Consider the following 21,571-nt stretch of genomic DNA (forward strand, 5'->3'; position numbering starts at 1 on the left):
CTGTCCTCCTGCGATTTCTGGGGGTAAACACATACAATTCCCCGATTTTGAACCTACTGTCCTCCTGCGATTTCTGGGGGTAAACACATACGATATATGTAATGGAAAATCATCACACCACCCCCGATTTGTTCGCCCTCCGGACGGCGGCCGATGACGTCCCGATTGACGACGTACTCCGTCTTCTCGGGCGGTTTCACGCTCGAAACGCGATCGTCTATCTCTCCGATCACTCGACGGTGACGGTCGACGAACTCGCCGACGTACTCGCGGCCACAGCGGCGACTAACGACGAGACGATCGCGACGCCATCGGACCGCGACCGGATTCGAATCCGGCTCTACCACTCGATCCTCCCGCGACTCGCCGATCTGGGGTTCATCACGTTCGACAGCGAAACGAACACCGTGACCGAGACATCGATTCCGGACGCGGTCACCGCCGCGTTGCGGGTCGACGACTGACCGACATGCACTCGCTTCGAGACGCTTTCGAGAGCGTCGACCGACGACGGAAGACGCTCGAGATCTACACCGACGAGGAGTCGGTCATCGCGGAACTCCGACAGCAGTTCGAGACGCGGAACGTCGACGTGACCCACCGGTCACTGGGGACGATCGACGAGATGGGGTTCGTGATCGTCCGGGATGGCGACGGGGAGTTCCGGGGTGCGCTGGGTCTCGATCAGTTCGAGGCGATCCTCTCGCCCGACATCCATCCGCCGTGGGAACTCGCCGAGCGGGACCTCGATAGCGCGACCCTGTTCAGTTTCCTCGAGAACACGCTGTTTTCGTCGTACGATCGCCGGCAGATGGTGGCCACGTCACGGGAGATCGAAGAACGGGCGTGGCGCGTCGGAACGGGGCGGCTGTACGCCGGCTTCCAGCGGCCGGCAGCGCTCCGTGCACAGACTGACGTGTACAAGCGGTTCGGCGAGCACGACTCGCTCGCCGTGATCGTGTTCCTCGACGGGGAGTACGAAGGGGTGCTTACCGACGACGTAACGGTCGTCACGGACGCCAATGGCGACTTCGACGCGTTCTGGTTCGTGGTGTTCGACGGCGGCGGGACCGATCAACACCGCTGTGCGTTGGTCGCCGAAGAACGCGACCCAGGGCAGTACTACGGCTTCTGGACGTATGACCCGAGACTCGTCGGCGATCTGGTCGCCTATCTCGAGGCGGCGTCCGACGGCCGATGACGCGCCCGTCGATCCGGCTTCCGTCTCGGCGTGCCGGCCCCGATAGTCGATCCGCTATCGTCGGCCGGGCCAGGGGACGAAACGGAACGCCCTGGGGCTACTGGGTTGCGGTGCGAACGGCTCCGACGCGATAGAGGTCCTTCTCGAGTCCATCCCCGTCGCAGTCGTCGTTCGGACACTCGTAGTGCCAGCCATCCTCGGTCGCCGCGCCTTCCTGGAATCGCTCCCCGCATACCTCACAGAGGAGTTGTCCGTTTGTACACGTATCCCGGTGTAATTCGAGGGCGAGTTCGGTCTGGAACGACTGGTTGCAGTTACGACAGGTGTGCATAGTTCGTCTGACGCGAGCATTCGCCAAAACTGCTTGGGTTCTTTTATTCCGCTCGATTTCGGGCTGATTCGGCGGCTCTGTCCGGATTTGCCGACGACGGGTCGGGAAAAAAGACAGCCCGAACGGAGTGTTTACTCGGCCTCGAGTATTCCGTGTGCTGGGAGATCAGCCGAACGGCGGGCTCGGAACACCACCGCCCGATTGATTGTCAGGTAGCTAGTAGGTCGGCCGTCAGCCGGTCGCTTCTGACGGGACCGATTTCCCCTGACTGATTTATGTTCACCGGTTCAATGGCCGAATGATGAACTCGCTTGTCATCGGTGGACGGCTGTTCGCGGGCATAGTGCTCATTCTGGCGAACGCCTTCTTCGTCGCAATCGAGTTCGCGCTGACGCGCGCTCGGCAGTTCTCCGAGGCGGAGTTCGTCGGTGACAACCCGAAACTCGAGCGGGCGTGGGCGATGACCGACGACCTCGAACTCTATCTGACCACGTGCCAGGTCGGGATCACTGCCTCGAGCATCGCCGTCGGGATCGTCGCCGAACCCGCGCTGGCCGCGATCTTCGAACCGCTGTTCGAGAACACGGTACTGGCGACGATCGGCAGCGGCGCGATCCTCGCCTTCCTCATCATCAACCTCGTCCACTTGACCCACGGCGAGCAAACGCCGACGTATCTCGGCGTCGAGCGGTCGCGGCTGGTCTGTCGGTACGGCGCGACGCCCCTGTACTGGTTCTACCGGCTCATCTCGCCGGTCATCGCGCTCGGCGACGGCATCGCGAAACTGACCCTCAAGCTCTTCGGGATCGAAATGACCGGCGCGTGGCTCGAGACCGAGGAGGACGTCATCGAGTCCCGCGCCGACCTGCGGAACCGGCTTGGCTCGATCCTCGAAGAGGGCGATCTCTCCGAGGAACGTCGCGAAGAGGTGATGAACGCGTTCCAGATCGGAGAACAGTCCATCAGCGAACTGATGGTGCCCTCCGAGGAGATCGTCGCGCTCTCGACCGACGCCGACCCCGAGGAGAACGTCCGGAAGATGGAGGAGCGCCCCCAGACCCGCTATCCGCTGGTCGGCGGCGAACTGACGGACTTCCGTGGCATCCTCTACACGCCGGTCCTCGTCAGACACCGCCAGGAGTTGGCCGACGGCACCGTCGACTTCGAGGAGTTGGCGGCACCGCCGATGACGCTCTCGCCCGACACGGACGTCAGCGACGCGGTCGACCAGTTCCAGACCGAAAAGCAGGAACTCGCCTTGGTGATCGAGGATGGCACCGTCGTCGGCCTCGTCACCGTGACCGACCTGCTCGAGGCGGTGATGGGCGACATCGAGGACCCACTCGACGGCGCACAACTCGAACCCGTCGATCGCTGACCGACGCGTCGGTCTCGACGGATCAACACCGAACCCGTGGCCGTCTCAGTCGTCCTGTCCGAGGATACCGCGCTCGGCCATCTTGCGGGGATCGAGGACCTCGTCGGCCTCCGCCTCGTCGAGATAGCCCTTCTCGAGGACCACTTCCCGAACGGTCTTGTCCTCCTTGAGCGCGGTCTTTGCGACCTCGCTTGCCTTGTCGTAGCCGATGTGGACGTTCAGCGAGGTGGCCATCGCCATCGACTGCTCGACGCGCTCTTCGCAATACTCCACGTTGGCCTCGAGTTCGCGGACGAACCGCTCGGCGAAGACCTGACTCGCGTTCGAGATCAGTTCGGCCGACTCGAGGAAGTTGTGCGCGAGCACGGGTTTGTAGAGGTTGAGGTCGATCTGGCCCTCGGCCGCGCCGGCGGAGACGGCGGCGTCGTTGCCGACGACCTGTTTGTGGACCTGGTTGACCGCCTCGGCGACGACCGGGTTGATCTTGCCGGGCATGATCGAGGAGCCGGGCTGGTTCTCGGGCTGTTCGATCTCGCCGAGGCCGTTGCGCGGACCGGAGGCCAGCAGTCGGAGGTCGTTTGCGATCTTGTTCAGCGAGCCCGCCACCGTTCGGAGCGCGCCGTGGGCCTCGCTCATCGCGTCGTGGGCGGCCTGGGCCTCGAAGTGGTTGTCGGCCTCGCGGAACTGGACGCCGGTCTCCTTCGTGATGTACTCGGCGGCGCGGCCGGGGAACTCCTCGTGTGTATTGAGACCGGTCCCAGTCGCGGTCCCGCCCAGCGCGAGTTCGCCGAGGTGGTCACGTACCTGGTCGACGCGGGCCAGCCCCTTCTCGACCTGCGTGCGGTAGCCGCTGAACTCCTGGCCCAGCGTAACCGGGGTCGCGTCCTGCAGGTGCGTGCGGCCGGTCTTGACGACGTCGTCGAACTCCTCCTCTTTCGCCTCTAAGGCCTCGCGGAGCGTGTCGAGCGCCGGAATGACGTCTTTCTCCACCGCTTCGAGCGAGGCGACGTGCATCGCGGTCGGGATGACGTCGTTGGACGACTGGCCGTAGTTGACGTGGTCGTTGGGGTGGACGACGCGGTCGCCGATCTCCGAGCCCATGAGTTCGGCGGCGCGGTTGGCGATGACCTCGTTGGCGTTCATGTTCGAGGAGGTCCCCGAACCGGTCTGGAAGATATCGACCGGGAACTGGTCGTCGTGCTTGCCGGCGATGACCTCGTCGGCGGCCTCGATGATGGCCTCGGCGACGTCGTCGTCGACGAGCCCGAGGTCGCGGTTGGCCTGCGCGGCGGCCTTCTTGACGACGCCCAGTCCGCGGACGAACCGCCGGCTGAACGTGATCCCCGAGATGGGGAAGTTCTGGATCGCACGTTGGGTCTGTGCTCCCCAGTAGGCGTCGGCCGGGACCTGCATCTCGCCGAGGCTGTCCTCCTCGAGTCGGTAATCGTCTCCGTCTGCCATACGCGGAGCCTCGGGGCCGGTCACGTAAAATCCACCGAAAGCCCGATATCGTCCGTCCGAGCGCGGTCGCGCAGCGCTGACTGAAGCCGTTCTCGGCCCGTGCCGTGGATCTCGCGGGCCGTCTCGAGGTCGATGTCGTAGATCGTCGGCGTTCCCCAAACGAAGGTCCGCGAACTGGCGGTATCGACGGTCAGCGACGCCAGCTCGAGCCGCCGCTGGAAGACGGATCGCCGCGTCGCGACCGTTTGAATCCGGTAGTAGGGAATCACGGTCGTCCGGCGCTTCCAGAAGCCGGTCCGGATCACGAGGTGGTCGTCACCCACGACGTAGCCCAGGTTGGCGTACCGCAGGTGGGCCGCGGGCGGCACTGCGACGAAGACGACCGCCGCGAGATACCAGCGCTCGAGGGCCGAGACCCGTGCAAGCCCGAACGCGGCGGCGACGACGACGCATCCGATCAGGGCATAGCGGACGAGGTACCGTCGCCGCGCAAGCGGTGGCGGGCTTTGGAATCGCGACGGCTTGGCACCGGTAAGGTTCTCCGCGAACCGAGAGACGCGATCGCGTCGAGCCATCGGAACCGTCGCCTGGCTGCCGTCACCGCTGTCGGGTCCGTAACCCGCCGTCTCGACCCAGAGGCCGGCGTAACCGAGCAGTCGCTGGAGCGGGTTCTCGGCGATCGTGACCGACTGGACCTTGTCCGCGGGAATGGAGCCGCTGTATCGCTGAAGCAGCCCGCGCTCGTAGACGAAGTCGTCACCCGCGCGTCCGAGACGGAACCCGTAATAGCTCGCGATCGTATAGACCGCGCTCGAGACGTACGTGAAAACCGACCACTGGACGAGCGAGACCGCGATCAATACGAGCAGCGGCCCGACTGCCGCTCCCTCGAGCGTCGCCGGACCGCCGAAGGGGCGCGCGGCGTCGAACACGAATGCGGGCACGAGGTTCGTCCCCGAATCGGCGTCGGTCAGGAACAACACCAGTACGAGCGGGAAGACCGCCGCCCCCCACCGAAACGACGAGAGGGCGTAGAGCAGCAGTTCCCCGGCCTCGAGTTCGAACAACTGGGTCGGTGCGGTCCCGTCTTCCGACCGGTCGCGGCGGGTGGATGCGGCGGGGGAAGCGGGAACCGACTCGGCGGCGGATGCCGGTCGGTCGGCGTCGGAATCGGCGGTCGACTCCGCTGTCGCGGCCGTCAGTCGGCGAATCTCCGCTCGAATCCAGTCGGCCTCGTCATCGCTGACGAAGCGGAGCGTCGCCTCGGTGTCACCGCCGCCGGCGGTCTCGATCGAGACGACGGCGACACCGAGCACCCGCTGGAGGAGACCCTGCGAGACGTCGACGTTCTGAATCCGCCGATAGGGGATCTCCCGGGATCGGCGAGAGAACACCCCCGAGGAGACGTCGACGGTATCGGCCGTCACTGCGTAGCCAAATCGGTAGTAGTGGGCGAGGCCGTACCCCGCGCCGGCGACGAAGCCGATCGGGGCCAGCCAGAACACCCAGCCGATAGCGACGAAATCGACGACGCTCGCCGAGATCATGACGAAGAAAAACGGCATGGAGAAACCGGTAACGCCGCGCTGGAGAGCCAGCATCACTCCACTCAGTGGGTGTAAGCGCTTCATGTTAGACGGCGTCCTCGGCCTCGCTCTCGATCGCCAGTTCACGGAGAGTTTCCTGCAAGCTTCGGGCCCGATCCGGCGTCAAGCCCGGAATCCGAACGTCGGCGTTCCGGGAGCCGGCCGTATAGACCACGACGCTCGAGAGCCCGAGGACACGCTCGATCGGCCCGAACTGCGTGTCGACGTGCTGGACACGGACGAACGGGACCGCGGTCTCGACGACGGTGACGACGCCCCGCTCGAGGTAGAGGGCGTCGTCCTGGAGTTCGAACCGCCAGCCCTGATAGCGGCGAACGGCGTAGGCGACGACGAGGGCGAGCGTGAGCGCGACGACGATCCCGATCGCGACCGTGGGGACGGTGAGCCGCCACTGGTCGAGGACGACCAGTGCGACGGCGAGGACGACCGCCGCGAGCGATCCAGAGCAACCGGATGCGGGGATGAAGCGACTCCATGCCCATATCCTGTCAATCCACGTGGATAAAGCTACGGTTCCGAGCGGTCGGACGGTGTCATCATCGGTCACGTTACCGACGAGCGCCGTCTCGAGGACGGCGCGAAACCGATCCGCACTACTGCTCGTCGAGGTCGGCGTACTCCGCGGGCGTGTACGTCGAGAGTTCCAGGGCGTGGATGTCGGTCGTCATGTGATCGCCGAGCGCGTCGTAGACCCGTTCGTGTTGCTGGACGAGCGAGAGCCCATCGAAGACCGGCGAGACGACCGTCGCAGCGAGGTGGTCATCGTCGTGTTCGTCGCGTGCGTGCGTGACCGTCGCCTCGCTGTCCTCGAGATTCGATTCGATGACGTCCTCGACGGCTGCTGGTTCCATACGAAGGGCATGCATCGCTCGTGGCAAAAGTACCGCGGTCGCGGCCAACGGCCAACAGGTCGTCGTCGGTGTCGTGCGACGGGGGCTGCCGTCAGTTCGCCGCGATCGAAACAGTCGTCGCGGGTCCCGTTCGGCCCGGAACCGGATCGAGTGCGGGACCCGAGACCGTGGGTCGGGGTTTCAGAACGGGGTGTCGGGCGGCACGTCGCGACCCGAGGACGCCTCGTCGGCGAGCCCCTCGAGACCGGTACTGACCGATACGTGGTCGATCGCGTCGATTTCGGACGGGAGACGCCGACGAATCGCCTGCGTCGTCATCGGGCTGACGCCACAGCCGCTGCAGGCACCGCTCAGGTTGATCGAGACGCGGCGCTCGTCCAGGTCGATCTCGGTGATCGACGAGTCGCCGCCGTGCATCTCGATCTGGGGGAAGTTTCGTCGGAGGAACAGCGACACGTCGTCGTGGACCGCGTCCTCGGGGGACTGCTCCGTGTCGGACTCGCTCATGAGGAAGACGAGGCACTGGAGCGATATATACTGTCGGGCGAACGCTCCCCCGACGGCGGCGACGGCGCGACTGCGAGCCGTCCGACACGATGGCGGCGACTTTATGCCGACGCGAGACGCCGTCCTCGATATGTCACTGGCAGCCGACACCCGTCGGGCGGTCGACCGGCGGCCGTTCCTCCGGACCGCCCTGCGGGCCGGCGTCGTCAACTACACCGCCGCGGCTCGCTTTCTCCCGGTCGACGGCGAGACCGACGCCATTGCGACGGCGCTACGGCGATACGCCGACGAACTACCGGCGTACGAGACCGAATCGCGAGCCGTTCGCGTCCGGATGGAACGCGGGATCGGTCCACTCGAGGCCGATGCCGACGGAGCCGACGTGGACGGCGAATCCACCACACCGCTCGTTAGCGTCGGCGGTGTGGCGATCGGTCCCTCCGGCGGTGATCGCACCGCGATCGTCGCGACGGGGGATATCGATGCCGCCGCACTCGCCGACGTCCTAGCGCGACTTTCGGCCGACGGACTGGCAGCGACTGCGGCGGGCGTCGCCGACGGAACGATGGTGGTCACGGTCGACCGCCTCGAGGGAGCCGACGCGCTGCGGGCGGTCGAAGACGCGCTCGAGCGAGCGGACGCTGACACGGCGTGAGAAACGGGGAGACGGATTCGAGCGCCAGAAGAGTGATCGAGATGCCCGTGCTCAGTGCTCGCTGCTATCGTACGCCTCGCTGAACGCCCATTCGCGACGGAGGAGTTCCTCGACGCCGTGCTCGAGGATGACATCACCGAGGATCGTCGCCCTGTAGTACGTATACAGCCCTTCGCTGTCACGTTCGGTCCGAACGCGTTTTTCGATAAGGCCCACGTCCCGGAGTTCGTTGAGATGGTAGTGGAGAGTGCTATCGTCGATCTCCATCATCGACTCGAGTTCCGTGGGGGTCAGTTCGTCGGTCCGGGAGAGTCGGTAGACGATCTCGAAACGGGTCCGGTTGCCGATCGCGGCCTGCATCTCGAGGTACTCCTCGAGGGAGAGCACGCTTTCCGCCGGGAGCAGATCGTCCGGATCGTCCGGGTCGTCGGCGACCCGCGTGTGTTTCGTCCCCATCGTGGCGCGAACTACTCGCTCTCGTCTCTTAGTCCTTGTCAAGCCAGCATCTGCTGAAAACATCTGTCTTTATAACAACCCGACGAGTTGGTCGGGGCATGGCCCGGGATATCACGCGAGATCGCATCGCCGATCGGCTCGGCGCGGTCACGTACGATCGGTTCCTCCTCTACCTGATGGGACCGTACAAATCCTTCAATCTGAACTACGTCCTGTCCGACGAGGAGGTACGGGACGTGGACATCGACGCTCTTCCCGGCCCGCTCAGAACGCTCTTCCAGAACGAGGACGCGATCGACGAGGCGAAAGCACTGCTCCGGCGGGTACAGGGAACGCTTCGGGCCGACCCGGGCGTCAACGCGTTCCTCGCCGTCGACGTCGATATCGATACGGACGAGATCGATGCGGTGACACAGAGCATCGAGTACGCTCGCCACGCGAACGCGACTGTCTTCGTCGTCCCCTTTCTCGGACACAACTTCGGTGTCGGCGAGGAAGCGGGAAGTATCCTGGAGAACGTCGCGAAAACGCACGAGGATAGGATCGTCTTCGTCCACGAGGCGAACGTGACGAGCGAGATGATCCGGTCGGCGCGAACCCGCTGGGACCTCCGGATCGAAACGTACGATACGGAGGCGGACCTGATCGATACGGTGCGCCGATTCGTCGTCACGACGATGAACCGGGAGCGGTTCGGCGACCTCGAGGCGCTCGAGTGACACCGGACGTGCTATAGTAGCAACTGAACGTCATTGCACACCTGATCACACGACGGCGTTGCGATCAGTGTGTCAATCGTTTCAGTTGCGACTATATCGGCCCCTGCGTCGGGCACCTCGTGTCCGACCGGTTTCGGTCGCGCCCGGAACGCGCTCGTCCCGCTGACCGGCGCGTGGCGCACCCGGGTGTCATCACACCGTTTAACTTTCGTCCGGGGGAAATGCGCGTCATGACGCTGCACGTGACGAACACGCTGACGGGCGAGAGCGAACCGTTCGAGCCACGGGACCCCGAGGACGTACTCCTGTATTACTGTGGCCTGACGGTCTCCGACCCGCCGCATCTGGGCCACGCGCGGTCGTGGGTCCACGTCGACGTCATGCACCGCTGGCTCGAGTTCCTCGGCTACGACGTCCGTCACGTCGAGAACTTCACCGACGTCAACGAGAAGATCGTTGCCCGCGTCGGGGAGGACGACCTCGGCGGGAGCGAGGCCGCGGTCGCGGAGACCTACATCCAGCGGACGATCGACGACATGCGCTCGCTGAACCTCCTGCGTGCGGAGGTCTATCCCCGCGTGTCCGAACACGTGCCCGAGATCATCGACCTCGTCGAGACCCTGATCGAGAAGGGCTACGCCTACGAGTCCAACGGCTCGGTCTACTTCGACGTGACCGGGTTCGACGAGTACGGCAAACTCTCGAATCAGGACCTCGACGAGATCGAATCCCAGGGCGAACCCGACGAGCGCTCCGAGAAGCGTAATCCGGCGGATTTCGCGCTCTGGAAAGCGGGCGGCGTCGATCCCGACGCCGTCGAAGAGCACCGCCACGAGGGTGTCGACCACGGCGGCGACCCGCCCGAGGGGTTGACCTGGGACTCGCCGTGGGGCGAGGGCCGTCCGGGCTGGCACATCGAGTGCTCGGCGATGAGCATGACTCACCTAGACGAGACCCTGGATATCCACGTCGGCGGCCGGGACCTCGTCTTTCCCCACCACGAAAACGAAATCGCGCAGTCCGAAGCCGCGACGGACCAACAGTTCGCCAACTACTGGCTCCACTGCGAACTGTTCCAGATGGACGACGAAAAGATGTCCTCGAGTCTGGGCAACTTCGTCACGGTCGACGACGCGATCGACCGCTGGGGAACGAACGTCGTGCGGACGTTCCTGACCGCCGGCTCCTACAACAGCAAACAGCTCTACTCCGACGAGACGATCGCCGAGGCCGAGCAGCGCTGGGCGCAACTCGAGCGGGGCTACGAGGCGGCCGTCGAGGCGCTTGACTCCCCGGCAGCGAGTTCGAAAGTCGAAGACGGGGCGTTGCGCGATGCGATCGACGGCGCGCGCGAGACGTTTACGGCCGCGATGAACGACGACTTCAACACGCGGGAGGCCCAGTCGGCGCTGCTGTCGATCGCAACGGCAATCAACCGACATCTCGAGGCTGCACGCGGCGATACCGACCGCGATGCCGGGCCCGCGTACGACTACCGCGGCCTTCGGCGGGCCGTGGAAACGCTCGCGGAACTGGGCGGCGTGCTCGGCCTCTCCTTTACCGGCGAGACGACCGGCTCCGCGGACCTCGCGGGCGACGTCGTCGACCTCGTTCTCGAGGTCCGCGAGCGGGAGCGCGAGGCCGGCAACTACGAGCGCGCCGACGAGTTACGCGACGAACTCGCGGCGCTCGGGATCGAGGTGCAGGATACGGACGACGGGTCGACGTATCGGCTGCCGTCCGAGGAGTGAGCTGGGTTCGATCCGGTGCTCGCCGGTCCCGCCGTGGTCGGCCAGGAGTCGTATGACGGTCCAGCGGCAATATGCCTCAAGTAGGTCGCGTTCGAATGAGGGACAATGAGACGTTCTGGCTCGTTCGTCGCGGCCGGGTTCGACGCGCTTCCCGCGCGCATCGCCATCCTGGATGAGGCGGGTGAGATCGTCTACACGAACGAGTCGTGGCACTCGTTTGGCGACGCGCGGGGACTGGGCGACGACGCGGGTGGGGTCGGGAGCAACTACCTCGCGGTCTGCGAAGCCAGCGACGACCCCGACGCGACGGCGACGGCACGGGGCATCCGCGCCGTCGCGGCTGGCGATCGAGACACGTTTTCCCTCGAGTACCCCTGTCACGGCCCTGAGGAGGACGGCTGGTACATGCTGCAGGCAACGCCGTACGAACACGACGGCGAAGCGTACGTTCTCGTCATGCACATCGATATCACCGAGCGACGGCTGCTCGAGCAACGGACCAGAGACCAAGCCGACCGGATGGAGTCGTTCGCGAAACTGCTCTCGCACGACCTTCGCAATCCGTTATCGGTCGCGCTGGCCCACGCGGAGATGCTCGAGTTGGACGACGGCACTGCTCTCGAAGCCGGCGACGGGGATCGGAGCGCGCTGCGCTCGGCGCTCGAGCGCATGGAAGCGATCATCGACGACGCGCTGGTGCTCGTGACTGTCGACGAAGTCGAGGAGGCCAACCCGCTGTCGCTCGCGACCGCGGTCGAAACCGCGTGGGCCAACGTCCGAACGGGGTCGGCGACGGTCTCGGTCCGCGACGACATCGTGATCCGTGCGAACGCCTCGCTCGTGAGTCACCTGTTCGAGAACCTGTTCAGAAACGCCGTGGAACACGCGGGCGACGCTCCGCGCATCGAAATCGGGGCGCTCGAGCCGGTGGCAGGAACCGACGAGCGAAGCGAACCGGCGGTCGACGAGGATCGCCGCGAAGAAGCGGAGGCTGCGGACTGGGCAGGCGAGGCGGGCGCGTTCGACGGCTTCTACGTCGAAGACGACGGGCCGGGGATCCCGGCCGCACAGCGCGAGCAGGTGTTCGAATCCGGCTATTCGAACGCCGGTGGATCGGGGTTCGGGCTCGCGATCGTCGGACACGTCGTCGATGCACACGGCTGGTCGGTTTCGGTCACGACGGGCCGTGACGGCGGTGCCAGATTCGAAGTGCGCGGCGTCTCCGTCCTCGGCTCGTAGGTGGGGGCAACGCCGGCCGCATGGTCATCACGCCGTGCAGATCGCCGCGTCGTTTATCCGTTCGACGCTGGTCGGAGTGAGTGACATGGATCGACGGCAGTTCATCGGCGCGCTCGGTGCCGGCGTGGTCGGGGCGGCGGCCGGCTGCCTCAGCGGCATCAACGACATGACGACGTTTGCAGCAGCGCCGGCGCGCGTCTCGGAAGACGCGGCTGCGGAAGCCGGCTACGAGTACCGGGGGACGAGACGACGGGTCGACGAGGAACGCGTCGGCGGCGAAGACATCGAAGCGACGAGTTACGTCAGCACGTACGATCGAGCGATCGACTTGCCGGCCGAGCAGTTCGGCGACGATCCGGTTCGATCCGGCGTGTTCGGCGTGCTCACGACGCCACAGGTTCGCGTCGGCAACGAGGATTTCAACCCGGTGAGCGACCTCTCGAACAGGGAGATCGCCGACCGCATTCAGGGCCACTACGCGGGCCTCGAGATCGAACGGGCCGTTGGCGGTCGCGCGCTCGAGGCGCTGGGGGAGCGCTTTTCATTCCAGACGTACGCGGGCACGGCAACGCTGCAGGACGAGTACGAGGCCGATATCGTTCTCGACATCGTCCAGCGCGACCACGAGGACGATCACATCGTCGTGGCCGCCGTTTACCCCGCCGCCGACGTCGTGCCGGGCGAGACCGCGCGGATCGATACGCTGGTTCGCGGTCTCGAGCACTACGACGATATCGAGGTCGATCTCGTCGAAAACGGTGCGGACGGCGGCGAGGGGTGAGTCGAGCCGACTCGACGGGACGGAAGTCGCCACGGGGGACGGCATGATCGGCGACCGTGAACGCGTTCAGAGGCCGATCGCGGTGGCGACCGAGAGCCCGCTTGCGAGCGCGCCGAGCAGGTAGCCGCCGATCGCGCCGCCGTTGAGCAGCGGCAGTCCGGCGTGAGCCCGCCCCTCGAGAACCATGTACATGAGCACGAGCAGGCCGGCGATCGTGCCGACCGCCGCGCCGAGTGCCGGCAGGTTCACCGCGAGGACGGGAACGGCGAGGGTGCTGACGTCGAGGAACGCCGCCGCACTGGCCACGAGAACCGTCGGAATGACGGCGTCGCCGAGGCCGATGAACAGCGCGTCCCGGTCGAGCGCGCCGTCCGCGTCCGGTCCGTCGTCGGCGGCCGCGTCGGTATCGTCGGGGTCGGCTGCATCGCCGTCCGTGGCGTCGCCGCCGGGCGCGTCACCGGCGGGGTCGTCGGGTGCCGCAGGCTCGGTGCCGCCGTCCTCGAGAACGTCGTCGGTGCTGCCGGCCGCGCGGTAGGAGTACGAGAGGGTCAGCGGGACGACGAGTACGACGGGAATCTTGAGGTCCATCACGCCCTCGGCGAGGTCGAGCATGTGTTCGGTGCCGTAGACGCTGATGGCGTCGTAGATCGCGAGCGCCGAGAGCAACAGCAGTGCGGGTAGGAGACCGAAGCTGATCCCGAACAGGGCGGCAGCACCGGCTCCCATCACCACTCCCGCGCCGTCGATGACGTACCACTCCGGATACCACAGGAGTGCACCGCCGACGGCCAAGGAAGCGACGATCGTGAGCCCGCTTGCGACCCCTTCGGAGACGAACGGGCCGACGATCGCGGGGACGAGTTCGGCGAAGACGTACCACGAGATCATCACGCTCACGCCGACGAGCAGGAGTCGAATGAGGCGGTCGAGGTCGTACTTGAACGCGGCGAGCATGAGCCCCGTCGCGACGAGCATGACGCCGACGTAGAGGATGCTGTTGGTGGGATCGTCGGGGTTCTCGACGGCCTGTCGGCCCGATTCGGTGAACGGGTCGACCAGCGCCAGCGCGCCGAGTTGGACGCCGAGAAACAGGCAAACCGTCGCGCCGACGGCGGCGAGGACCCGAGTGCGGTCGTTCATGGCGCGGCGTTTGCACCCCGCTCCTATTGGCCTTTCCACTTCGAGGCCGCCGAAAAAAGAGCGAGCGACGCCGGCCCGAGCGCCGTCGGGTCGGGCCGTTACCGGGCGTACAGCGTCGATCCGACCAGCGACGGCAGGTGGACCCCGTCGTCGGGAGTCACCGCCAGATAGGGCCGCGAAACCGGGCCGAAGACATCGACGACGCGGCCGACGGTCTCGAGGTCGTCATTAATGACCATCGTCCCGATATCGTCGCGATAGCCGTCGATATCGGTGGCGCGCTGGCCGCCGTCGGCCTCGTCCGCCCGCAGGATTGCGAGCCCCTGTGCAGTACGGACGACCGTGCCAACCCGATGCATGTTACTCACGCATCGCGACGACGTACGCCGCGACGGCCTGCACGAGGTCGTTTTTCGTCGAGTCGTCGGCCCCGCGGACGACGACGCGGCCCCGTTCGGCCCAGTGTTCTCGAGAGTAGGCTTTGTCCCGCTCGATCGTGGCGTCGTACCCGATCTGCTGGACGGCCTTCGCGATCTCGTCGACCGTCGGCTCCTCGACTGCCAGATCCTGGGATACGCGCCGTCCCTCGGCCCGCGAGAGGGACGCATCGAGATAGGCGGGCCAGATGACGTTCTCGACCATGCGCATCCCTGGGAGGTCCGGCGAGTAAACCCTTTTCAAAACGATACGTCGGCGAACGGCGGCGGCGGAAACGGGACGAAACGGAGACGGCGGGTTATCGTCGGCGGACGACGACTCCGGCAGCGGCCAGCAACGCGATCAGTGCGGCGGGCATACCGAAGCCGGGGATGGCGCTCTCACCGCTCTCACCGCTCTCATCAGTGCTCTCGTCGGCCTCGTTATCGCTTTCGTTCGCCGTCTCGAGTTCCTCACTGGCCGCTTCGTAGGCCTCGGGATGGACGGTTTCCACGATGTCGACGATTGCGTAGACGACCTGCGGTGCGGGTTGACTGATGTGGTTCGCGTTCACTGCGAAGACGTGATCGTCTTGATAGGCCGTCGTGGCCTCGACCGAGTCGGGGATCGGCGGTTCGTCCCTGTCGTCGGGATGGATGATCCACTCGGGGTCCTCGCTGATGACGATCTCGCTGTTTATCTGTTCGTACCATCCGATGTCCGCCCTTTCCGCGATGTTTTCGACGCCACCGGTCGTCAGGGCTTCGTGAATGAACGTTTCAGTCCCGGCCGTCGTTCCATCGTCGCCCATCGCGTAGTACACGAGTGGCCGGTCTTCGCCCTCGAGCGCCCGGTCGACGATCTCGAGTTGCTCGTCCATCCAGTCGACGGTCTCTTCGGCACCGTCGCACTCCCCGGTGAGTTCGCCGGTGGTGATCACATTGTCGCGAACGTCGTCGAGTGATCCCGCTTCACGGAAGTGATAGACGGTGAATCCGGCGTTTCGAAGCTGATCGATGTCCTCCTCGCTCGTGATATTGGCGGCCAGGACGAGGTCCGGATCGAGATCGGCCACGCGCTCGTGATTGATCGAGAAGCCGTTGCCGACGTTCGTCCGATCACCGCGATCGAGGCCGGCGGTCGCCTGACTGTAGGGCAACCCGTCGAGGCGGTCTTCGGCACCGATCTCGAACACTGTCTGAGCGTCGCTCGGCTGGAGCGCCACGACCGAGTCGGGCGCGTCCTCGAGCGAAATCGTCTCGCCCGTTGCGTCGGTCACCTCGAGCGGGAACTCGCAGTCGACGGTTGAAGCGGTCTCGCCGTGTGACTGCCCGGCCGTAACGGGTGCGAACGCCGAAACGGCGATCAGGACGGCCAGAAACACGGATAGGTATCGTTGCATTGCATCACCCTCCACCCTACTTCAACAAATATTTGCCCACTGAAAGTTTGGATGTCATATGTACCGACCGGCCCGAACAGCGGCGTGGTCGGCTGGACTCGTCGTACTGCTCATCGCCGTCGTCCTGGCCAGCGCCGCACTCGGACCGGTCAGAATCGACCCCGTGACGGTTGCGATGGCGACGCTGAACGCAATCGTCGTTCCTGCGGGCGTAACCGTCGGCAGCGCCTCGGTTCCCGTCCTCGGCATCTCGGTTCCGGCTCCAGGGCTCGAGTATGCCGCGGTCTTTTCGTTCGACGTTCCGGCGACGCGCCAGATCATCGTCGCGGACATTCGGTTGCCCCGCATCGCGCTCGCGGCGACGGTCGGGCTCGCGCTCGCCGCTGCGGGAACCGTAATGCAGGGGTTCTTCCGAAACCCGCTGGCCGATCCGTCGATCATCGGCGTGTCTTCCGGTGCCGCCGCGGGGGCGGTCGCCGCCATCGCGTTTCCGGCGCTGGTCCCGTTCGGGGGGCTTCACCTCTCGGCGTTCGTCGGCGCGCTCGCGACGGCGTTTCTGGTCTACGCGATCGCGACCGACGGGGGGCGGACGCCGGTCGCGACGCTGTTGCTCGCCGGCGTCGCGGTCCAGGCGTTCCTCGGCGCGATGATTTCGTACATGCTCGTCCACAGCGGCGACTCGCTGCGCGAAGCCGTCTTCTGGATGATGGGGCATCTCAACAACAGCCAGTGGAGCGACGTGGCGTTCGCGTTCCCGATCACGCTGGCCGGCGTCCTCGTTTTGTGTGCGTTCAGACGGGAACTGAACGTTCTCCTGCTCGGTGAGGAGGACGCTCACCACCTCGGCATCGAGGTCGAACGCACCAAACTGCTCTTGCTCGTGCTCGCGAGCATTATTACCGCCGCCGGCGTCGCGGTCGCGGGCATCATCGGCTTCGTCGGGCTCGTCGTCCCACACATCATGCGGCTCGTCGTCGGCCCCGATCACCGAATCCTGTTGCCGACCAGTGCGGTCGCCGGCGCGTCGTTCCTGGTCGTGACCGACACGATCGCCCGGGTCGGTCCCGCCGTCGTCCCCGTCGGAATCATTACGGCGGCGCTCGGCGCACCGTTCTTCCTGTTTCTGCTCACTCGTCGGGAGGTGCATTCGGTATGACCGACGCCGATCGCCGCGAAGACACACGGGAATCCGAAGTCGGACCCGAGCCGGTGACCGTCTCCGCCGACGGCTGTTCGCTCGCGTTCGGCGATCTCTCGGTACTCGAGGACGTCTCACTCACGATCGAGCCGGGCGAGTTCGTCGGCTTCGTCGGCCCGAACGGGGCCGGGAAAACGACGCTGCTGCGGCTCATCAGCGGCGCGCTCACGCCCGATATCGGGTCGGTCACGATCGACGGCGTCGACGTTCACGACCTCTCCTCGCGGGCCTCGAGCCGCCTCGTCTCCGTCGTCCCCCAGGACACGACGCTCTCGTTTTCCTTCCCGGTTCGCGACGTCGTCGAGATGGGCCGTCATCCGCATCGGTCGCGGTTCTCGTCGCCGACGCCTGCGGATCACGAGGCGGTCGAACGCGCCCTCGAGCGGACGCGCACGGCCGACCTGGCCGACCGGCCGATCGACGAGATCAGCGGCGGGCAGCGCCAGCGGGTCGTACTCGCGCGAGCGATCGCACAGGAGACGCCGGTCATGCTGCTCGACGAGCCGACGGCGAGTCTCGACATCACTCACCAGGTCGAGACGCTCGAGTTGGTCCGCAACCTGGTCGACGAGGGTCGGACCGTGGTCGCGGCGATTCACGACCTGGATCTGGCCGCACGGTACTGCGATCGGCTCGTGGTGCTCGCCGACGGAGGGGTCGCCCGGGACGGCGCGCCGTCCGCGGTGGTGACGAGCGATGTGCTCGCAGCGTCGTTCGACGCCACCGCGGTCGTCACGCCGAATCCGGTGACGGGAACCGAAACGGTGACCGCCTTCAGGGCCGACTGCGACGAGGACTCACTCCCGGAGCGCGTCCACGTGTTGGGGAGTGGAACCGCCGCTGGCGGCGTCGTCGCTCGACTGGAAGCCGCGGGAATCGAAGTGACGCTCGGACCGGTCTCGAGCGGGGACGCAGCAGCCGAAGCGGCGCGGTCGATCGGCATCGACCCCCTCGAGACCGAGCCGTTCACGCGGCTCTCCTCCGAAGAGGTAGACAGCGCTGGGCGGCTGGTTCGTGATGCCGACGTAACGGTACTCGCGGATTTCGTGGTGGGAACCGGTACCCGAACGCTTCTCCCCGTACTCGACGAGTCCGAATCGCTCGTCCGAATCGAAACGGGGCCGTTCGAGGAGCGGAACGCCGGTAGCGGTGCTGCCCGAAACCGATACGAGAGCTATCGGGAGCGAGCACTCGAGGTCCCGCAGCGTCGTGTGCTCGATGCGGTCACGATGGTTTTCGAGAAGTCACAGTCCAACCCGGCGGCGTCGGCCGATTCGACCGACGGGTAACGACTGTCGACGGTGAGAGTAAGCCGTGAGCAAGCGACCAGTACGTGATCGGAACGAGTTCCGAAGCCGGTAATCCGGTCGAGAGCAGCACCCGTATATCGGCTGGAAGCGACCCCCACTGGAAGCACTGATCGGTGTCCGTTTCGTTGGTTGGTGGGAGAATCAATACCCGGTTCCACCGTCAAATTACACGCTGTTTCGAGAAACGGGCGTCCGTCTTTTTATCCGCGACGGGATCGAGCCCGTGTATGACCAGCTTCGAACAGACGCGGCGAACCGCACTCGAACTCATCGGTGCGGCGGCTGCGGGGACCGCTCTAACGGGCGCTGTGACAGCCCAGGAAAACGGTAGCGAGGACGAGGAGACCGACCGGCAGCCGATTATCCTCGCTGGGCGAATCGAATACTGGTACGGTATCGCACCCGTGGAGATCGAGGGTGAAGAGAACCCGACGCTGGACCTCGAGGACGGAGAGGTGTACGAACTCGTCTGGATCAACGCCGACGGGGCGGAGCACGAACTAATCGTCGAGACCGAGGATGGCCAGGAGCTCGAAGCGTCCGACTCGTCGGAAGAGGCGGGTGAGACGGTATCGATGACGTTCGAAGCGAACGAGGACGCGGCCGAATACTACTGCGAGTTCCATCCGGAGTCGATGCGCGGCGATGTCGAGTTCAACGATGGCTTCGATCTGTCGACGGGCGGGGACGACGCGGAGACCGGCGCAGCGACCGGGACCGAGAGCAACGGCAACGACGAGAGCGGCTACTGAGGGACTGCGGGCGTTCCGGAAACGGGTCCCTCGCTGCATGGCGTTCGGGCGGCGGTCCGTGGCCGATCGAACGTCGGGAGCCGAACGATCGGAGCCGGCTGCTCGAAGCCCGGGGTACGGACTTGGAGTACCTACCTCGGGAATGAGCCAAGAACGACGCCTGTGAGCGAACCGGCGGGCGTGGAGGATCGATTCGCAGTAGCCGGGGGTTCTCGAGCGGAAAAACGAGTACGACGAGACTCACTCCGTGAGCGGATCGGAGACGTTCTCTGCCGCAGGAACGTCCCGTTCTTGACCTCCGAGACGGACGTCTCGACGGCGTCCCGGACGATCGACTCGAGGTCCGCGTACTGCCTCGAGAGCGCGTAGGACTCCCCACCCAGGCCCAGCACTCGGTGATGACCAGCACCTGCCCGTCGACTGTCAGGGTCCGTGTACAGCGGCGGACCCACGAACGCGGGCGTTCATCGCGCACGGCGGAACTGAACGGTTTTTTACCCCTCCGCCACCGAGTGCCTGCCAATGACCGAGTACGATTACGAGGCCCTCGGACTCGTCGCCGGGCTGGAGATCCACCAGCAACTCGACACGGCGACGAAGCTGTTCTGCCAGTGTCCGACCGACCGCCGCGAGCCCGCGGAGTCGACGCGCAGTTTCACGCGCTATCTCCATCCTACCCGGAGCGAACTGGGCGAACTCGACGACGCCGCCGTCGAGGAGAGCAAGGTCGAGCGCGAGTTCGAGTACCTCGCCTACGACACGACCTGTCTCGTCGAAGAGGACGACGAACCACCCCACGAACTCGACGCGGAGGCCCTCGAGACGACCCTCGAGGTCGCCCAGCTGATGGATATGAGCCCGGTCGATCAGGCCCACGTCATGCGCAAGATCGTCGTCGACGGCTCGAACACGACGGGCTTTCAGCGCTCGTCGCTGATCGCCACCGACGGCGAGATCGAGACCAGCGAGGGTACCGTCGGGATCGAGGACATGCTGCTCGAGGAGGAGAGCGCCCAGCGCGTCGAGGAAACCGGCGACGGGGTGCGCTACAGCCTCGATCGACTCGGCATTCCGCTGGTCGAGATCGGGACGAGGCCGGACATTTCGAGCCCCGAGCAGGCGCTCGAGGCGGCCGAGCGGATCGGCATGCTGCTGCGCTCGACGGGCAAGGTCAAACGCGGACTGGGGACGATCCGCCAGGACGTCAACGTCTCCATCGAGGAGGGCGCTCGCGTCGAGATCAAGGGCGTCCAGAGCCTCGACGACATCGATGACATCGTCCGCAACGAGGTCGCCCGACAGGCCGAACTGGTCGAGATCCGGGACGAACTCGCGGATCGCGACGCGTCGGTCGGTGACGGACAGGACGTGACCGCGGTCTTCGAGGACACCGACAGCGGCGTCATCGCGGGGGCACTGAGCTCCGGCGGGTCCGTCACGGCGGTCCCGCTGTATGGCTTCGACGGGATCGTGGGTCGTGAGATCGCCCCCGACCGCCGGCTCGGGACCGAACTCTCGGATCACGCGAAGCGCCACGGCGCGGGCGGGATCTTCCACACCGACGAACTGCCTGCGTACGGGGTCACGGAGGACGAGGTCACGGCCCTGCGCGAGGCGGTCGGTGCCGGTCCCGAGGACGCCGTCGCGATCGTCGCCGCGGAGACGGACGTGGCCGAGGCCGCCATCGAGGCCGCCGCCGAACGCGCCGAGACCGCGCTCGAGGGCGTGCCCGAAGAAACGCGGGGCGCGAACGACGACGGGACGACCCGCTATCTCCGTCCCCTGCCGGGCGCGGCGCGGATGTATCCCGAAACGGACGTGCCGCCGGTCGAACCCGATCCGAGTGACGTCCCCGAACCCGAACTCCTGACCGAGAAGGTCGACCGCTACCAGGACGAGTACGACCTCGGCGAGGGGCTGGCCGAGCAGGTCGCCTACGGCGAGCACATGCCCCTGTTTGAGACTGTCGTAGCCGACGGGATCGATCCGACGCTGGCCGCGACGACGCTCGAGTCGACGCTGACGGAACTCCGGCGTGACGACGTACCCGTCGAGACGTTGACTCGGAGCCACCTCGAGAGTGTCCTCAGCATGGTCGAGGACGGCGACCTGCCCAACGAGGGCGTGCCGGATCTGCTCGAGGCGCTGGCCGAGGACCCGGACCGAACGGCCGCGGCGGCGGCCGACGACGCCGGACTCGGCGGGGCCGACGAGGCTGAGGTTCGCGAGGCGATCGTCGAGGTCGTCGACCGAAACGGCGACCAGGTCGAAGAAGAGGGCATGCAGGCCTTCTCGGGACTCATGGGCGAGTGTATGGGTGCGCTCCGCGGGAAGGCCGACGGCGACCTCGTCAGCGAACTCCTCCGCGAGGAGATTCAGAAGCGAACGTAGCCCGCTACCGGCGTCCCGTTTTCC

At 65.9% G+C, this 21,571-nt stretch carries 21 protein-coding genes and 2 pseudogenes; 12 read left to right on the forward strand and 11 right to left on the reverse strand.

Annotation, left to right across the window (positions count from 1 at the left end; translation table 11 throughout):
* Positions 1-101: 101 nt before the first annotated feature.
* Together C487_RS02515 and C487_RS02520 are read left to right on the forward strand one after the other, a co-directional pair.
* The gene (locus C487_RS02515) at positions 102-464 is read left to right on the forward strand and encodes a DUF7344 domain-containing protein (protein WP_006184100.1); all 363 of its coding nucleotides are present in this window, start codon (positions 102-104) and stop codon (positions 462-464) included.
* Between the two features lie 5 nt (positions 465-469).
* A complete protein-coding gene (locus tag C487_RS02520) occupies positions 470-1,201 on the forward strand; it encodes a DICT sensory domain-containing protein (RefSeq protein ID WP_006184101.1) in 732 nt (243 codons plus the stop codon).
* Between the two features lie 97 nt (positions 1,202-1,298).
* Here C487_RS02520 and C487_RS02525 read toward each other — a convergent pair whose 3' ends face one another.
* A complete protein-coding gene (locus tag C487_RS02525) occupies positions 1,299-1,532 on the reverse strand; it encodes an HVO_2901 family zinc finger protein (RefSeq protein WP_006184102.1) in 234 nt (77 codons plus the stop codon).
* Between the two features lie 301 nt (positions 1,533-1,833).
* On the opposite strand from C487_RS02525, the gene C487_RS02530 reads away from it, so the two are divergent.
* Positions 1,834-2,910, forward strand: a complete 1,077-nt coding sequence (locus C487_RS02530; RefSeq protein ID WP_049907836.1) for a hemolysin family protein — start codon at positions 1,834-1,836, stop codon at positions 2,908-2,910.
* 45 nt (positions 2,911-2,955) lie between these two features.
* On the opposite strand, the gene C487_RS02535 is transcribed toward C487_RS02530, so the two are convergent.
* The 5 genes and pseudogenes from C487_RS02535 to C487_RS02555 all read right to left on the reverse strand — a co-directional run bounded on the left by C487_RS02535 (position 2,956) and on the right by C487_RS02555 (position 7,336).
* On the reverse strand, positions 2,956-4,371 hold the full coding sequence (locus C487_RS02535; protein ID WP_006184104.1) for a class II fumarate hydratase: 1,416 nt from the start codon (positions 4,369-4,371) through the stop codon (positions 2,956-2,958).
* Between the two features lie 20 nt (positions 4,372-4,391).
* A complete protein-coding gene (locus C487_RS02540) occupies positions 4,392-5,972 on the reverse strand; it encodes a PH domain-containing protein (protein ID WP_049907829.1) in 1,581 nt (526 codons plus the stop codon).
* A gap of 31 nt (positions 5,973-6,003) precedes the next feature.
* Positions 6,004-6,454, reverse strand: a pseudogene (locus tag C487_RS02545) (PH domain-containing protein).
* 117 nt (positions 6,455-6,571) lie between these two features.
* Entirely contained in the window at positions 6,572-6,829 is a 258-nt protein-coding gene (locus C487_RS02550; RefSeq protein ID WP_006184108.1) for a BolA family protein, read from the reverse strand.
* Positions 6,830-7,009: 180 nt separating this feature from the next.
* Complete coding sequence (locus tag C487_RS02555) at positions 7,010-7,336, reverse strand: NifU family protein (protein ID WP_006184109.1); 327 nt, start codon at positions 7,334-7,336, stop codon at positions 7,010-7,012.
* Between the two features lie 103 nt (positions 7,337-7,439).
* On the opposite strand from C487_RS02555, the gene C487_RS02560 reads away from it, so the two are divergent.
* Positions 7,440-7,991 (forward strand): DUF7523 family protein, encoded by a 552-nt coding sequence (locus tag C487_RS02560; protein ID WP_049907837.1) that lies wholly within the window; start codon positions 7,440-7,442, stop codon positions 7,989-7,991.
* A gap of 51 nt (positions 7,992-8,042) precedes the next feature.
* On the opposite strand, the gene C487_RS02565 is transcribed toward C487_RS02560, so the two are convergent.
* Positions 8,043-8,447, reverse strand: coding sequence for a winged helix-turn-helix domain-containing protein (locus tag C487_RS02565; RefSeq protein ID WP_006184111.1), 405 nt, complete (start codon positions 8,445-8,447; stop codon positions 8,043-8,045).
* A 98-nt stretch (positions 8,448-8,545) separates the two neighbouring features.
* Here C487_RS02565 and C487_RS02570 point away from each other — a divergent pair, with 98 nt between their 5' ends.
* From C487_RS02570 to C487_RS02585, 4 genes are all read left to right on the forward strand, one after another.
* Positions 8,546-9,166: a DUF7509 family protein gene (locus tag C487_RS02570; RefSeq protein ID WP_006184112.1), complete on the forward strand. Its 621-nt coding sequence runs from the start codon at positions 8,546-8,548 to the stop codon at positions 9,164-9,166.
* 230 nt (positions 9,167-9,396) lie between these two features.
* Positions 9,397-10,917, forward strand: coding sequence for a cysteine--tRNA ligase (gene cysS, locus C487_RS02575; protein ID WP_006184113.1), 1,521 nt, complete (start codon positions 9,397-9,399; stop codon positions 10,915-10,917).
* Between the two features lie 105 nt (positions 10,918-11,022).
* Positions 11,023-12,156: a sensor histidine kinase gene (locus tag C487_RS02580; protein ID WP_006184114.1), complete on the forward strand. Its 1,134-nt coding sequence runs from the start codon at positions 11,023-11,025 to the stop codon at positions 12,154-12,156.
* A gap of 85 nt (positions 12,157-12,241) precedes the next feature.
* The gene (locus C487_RS02585) at positions 12,242-12,937 is read left to right on the forward strand and encodes a DUF6517 family protein (protein WP_006184115.1); all 696 of its coding nucleotides are present in this window, start codon (positions 12,242-12,244) and stop codon (positions 12,935-12,937) included.
* Between the two features lie 66 nt (positions 12,938-13,003).
* Here C487_RS02585 and C487_RS02590 read toward each other — a convergent pair whose 3' ends face one another.
* The 4 genes from C487_RS02590 to C487_RS02605 all read right to left on the reverse strand — a co-directional run bounded on the left by C487_RS02590 (position 13,004) and on the right by C487_RS02605 (position 15,896).
* The gene (locus tag C487_RS02590) at positions 13,004-14,077 is read right to left on the reverse strand and encodes a presenilin family intramembrane aspartyl protease PSH (RefSeq protein WP_006184116.1); all 1,074 of its coding nucleotides are present in this window, start codon (positions 14,075-14,077) and stop codon (positions 13,004-13,006) included.
* A gap of 98 nt (positions 14,078-14,175) precedes the next feature.
* Positions 14,176-14,436, reverse strand: a complete 261-nt coding sequence (locus tag C487_RS02595; RefSeq protein WP_006184117.1) for an H/ACA ribonucleoprotein complex subunit GAR1 — start codon at positions 14,434-14,436, stop codon at positions 14,176-14,178.
* Between the two features lies 1 nt (position 14,437).
* Positions 14,438-14,719: a signal recognition particle subunit SRP19 gene (gene srp19, locus C487_RS02600; protein ID WP_006184118.1), complete on the reverse strand. Its 282-nt coding sequence runs from the start codon at positions 14,717-14,719 to the stop codon at positions 14,438-14,440.
* A gap of 94 nt (positions 14,720-14,813) precedes the next feature.
* Positions 14,814-15,896 (reverse strand): PGF-CTERM-anchored ABC transporter substrate-binding protein, encoded by a 1,083-nt coding sequence (locus C487_RS02605; protein ID WP_049907831.1) that lies wholly within the window; start codon positions 15,894-15,896, stop codon positions 14,814-14,816.
* Positions 15,897-15,954: 58 nt separating this feature from the next.
* Here C487_RS02605 and btuC point away from each other — a divergent pair, with 58 nt between their 5' ends.
* The 4 genes and pseudogenes from btuC (at position 15,955) to gatE (ending at position 21,547) form a co-directional block, all read left to right on the forward strand.
* Positions 15,955-17,052, forward strand: a complete 1,098-nt coding sequence (gene btuC, locus C487_RS02610) for a vitamin B12 ABC transporter permease BtuC (RefSeq protein WP_006184120.1) — start codon at positions 15,955-15,957, stop codon at positions 17,050-17,052.
* Positions 17,053-17,168: 116 nt separating this feature from the next.
* Positions 17,169-18,383 (forward strand): annotated as a pseudogene (locus C487_RS02615) (ATP-binding cassette domain-containing protein); the annotation flags it as partial.
* A gap of 248 nt (positions 18,384-18,631) precedes the next feature.
* Positions 18,632-19,156: a cupredoxin domain-containing protein gene (locus C487_RS02620; RefSeq protein WP_006184122.1), complete on the forward strand. Its 525-nt coding sequence runs from the start codon at positions 18,632-18,634 to the stop codon at positions 19,154-19,156.
* A gap of 522 nt (positions 19,157-19,678) precedes the next feature.
* Entirely contained in the window at positions 19,679-21,547 is a 1,869-nt protein-coding gene (gatE, locus tag C487_RS02630; protein ID WP_006184124.1) for a Glu-tRNA(Gln) amidotransferase subunit GatE, read from the forward strand.
* The last annotated feature ends 24 nt before the right edge of the window (positions 21,548-21,571 follow it).

Origin of the sequence: Natrinema pallidum DSM 3751, from assembly GCF_000337615.1 — an archaeon.
GTDB classification, from domain to species: domain Archaea; phylum Halobacteriota; class Halobacteria; order Halobacteriales; family Natrialbaceae; genus Natrinema; species Natrinema pallidum.

Bases quoted from the DNA above. Each gene is read 5' to 3' on its own strand.
- C487_RS02515 (WP_006184100.1), top strand. From the start codon at position 102: ATGGAAAATCATCACACCACCCCCGATTTGTTCGCCCTCCGGACGGCG.
- C487_RS02520 (WP_006184101.1), top strand. From the start codon at position 470: ATGCACTCGCTTCGAGACGCTTTCGAGAGCGTCGACCGACGACGGAAG.
- C487_RS02525 (WP_006184102.1), bottom strand. From the start codon at position 1,532: ATGCACACCTGTCGTAACTGCAACCAGTCGTTCCAGACCGAACTCGCC.
- C487_RS02530 (WP_049907836.1), top strand. From the start codon at position 1,834: ATGAACTCGCTTGTCATCGGTGGACGGCTGTTCGCGGGCATAGTGCTC.
- C487_RS02535 (WP_006184104.1), bottom strand. From the start codon at position 4,371: ATGGCAGACGGAGACGATTACCGACTCGAGGAGGACAGCCTCGGCGAG.
- C487_RS02540 (WP_049907829.1), bottom strand. From the start codon at position 5,972: ATGCTGGCTCTCCAGCGCGGCGTTACCGGTTTCTCCATGCCGTTTTTC.
- C487_RS02550 (WP_006184108.1), bottom strand. From the start codon at position 6,829: ATGGAACCAGCAGCCGTCGAGGACGTCATCGAATCGAATCTCGAGGAC.
- C487_RS02555 (WP_006184109.1), bottom strand. From the start codon at position 7,336: ATGAGCGAGTCCGACACGGAGCAGTCCCCCGAGGACGCGGTCCACGAC.
- C487_RS02560 (WP_049907837.1), top strand. From the start codon at position 7,440: ATGCCGACGCGAGACGCCGTCCTCGATATGTCACTGGCAGCCGACACC.
- C487_RS02565 (WP_006184111.1), bottom strand. From the start codon at position 8,447: ATGGGGACGAAACACACGCGGGTCGCCGACGACCCGGACGATCCGGAC.
- C487_RS02570 (WP_006184112.1), top strand. From the start codon at position 8,546: ATGGCCCGGGATATCACGCGAGATCGCATCGCCGATCGGCTCGGCGCG.
- cysS (WP_006184113.1), top strand. From the start codon at position 9,397: ATGACGCTGCACGTGACGAACACGCTGACGGGCGAGAGCGAACCGTTC.
- C487_RS02580 (WP_006184114.1), top strand. From the start codon at position 11,023: ATGAGACGTTCTGGCTCGTTCGTCGCGGCCGGGTTCGACGCGCTTCCC.
- C487_RS02585 (WP_006184115.1), top strand. From the start codon at position 12,242: ATGGATCGACGGCAGTTCATCGGCGCGCTCGGTGCCGGCGTGGTCGGG.
- C487_RS02590 (WP_006184116.1), bottom strand. From the start codon at position 14,077: ATGAACGACCGCACTCGGGTCCTCGCCGCCGTCGGCGCGACGGTTTGC.
- C487_RS02595 (WP_006184117.1), bottom strand. From the start codon at position 14,436: ATGCATCGGGTTGGCACGGTCGTCCGTACTGCACAGGGGCTCGCAATC.
- srp19 (WP_006184118.1), bottom strand. From the start codon at position 14,719: ATGGTCGAGAACGTCATCTGGCCCGCCTATCTCGATGCGTCCCTCTCG.
- C487_RS02605 (WP_049907831.1), bottom strand. From the start codon at position 15,896: ATGCAACGATACCTATCCGTGTTTCTGGCCGTCCTGATCGCCGTTTCG.
- btuC (WP_006184120.1), top strand. From the start codon at position 15,955: ATGTACCGACCGGCCCGAACAGCGGCGTGGTCGGCTGGACTCGTCGTA.
- C487_RS02620 (WP_006184122.1), top strand. From the start codon at position 18,632: ATGACCAGCTTCGAACAGACGCGGCGAACCGCACTCGAACTCATCGGT.
- gatE (WP_006184124.1), top strand. From the start codon at position 19,679: ATGACCGAGTACGATTACGAGGCCCTCGGACTCGTCGCCGGGCTGGAG.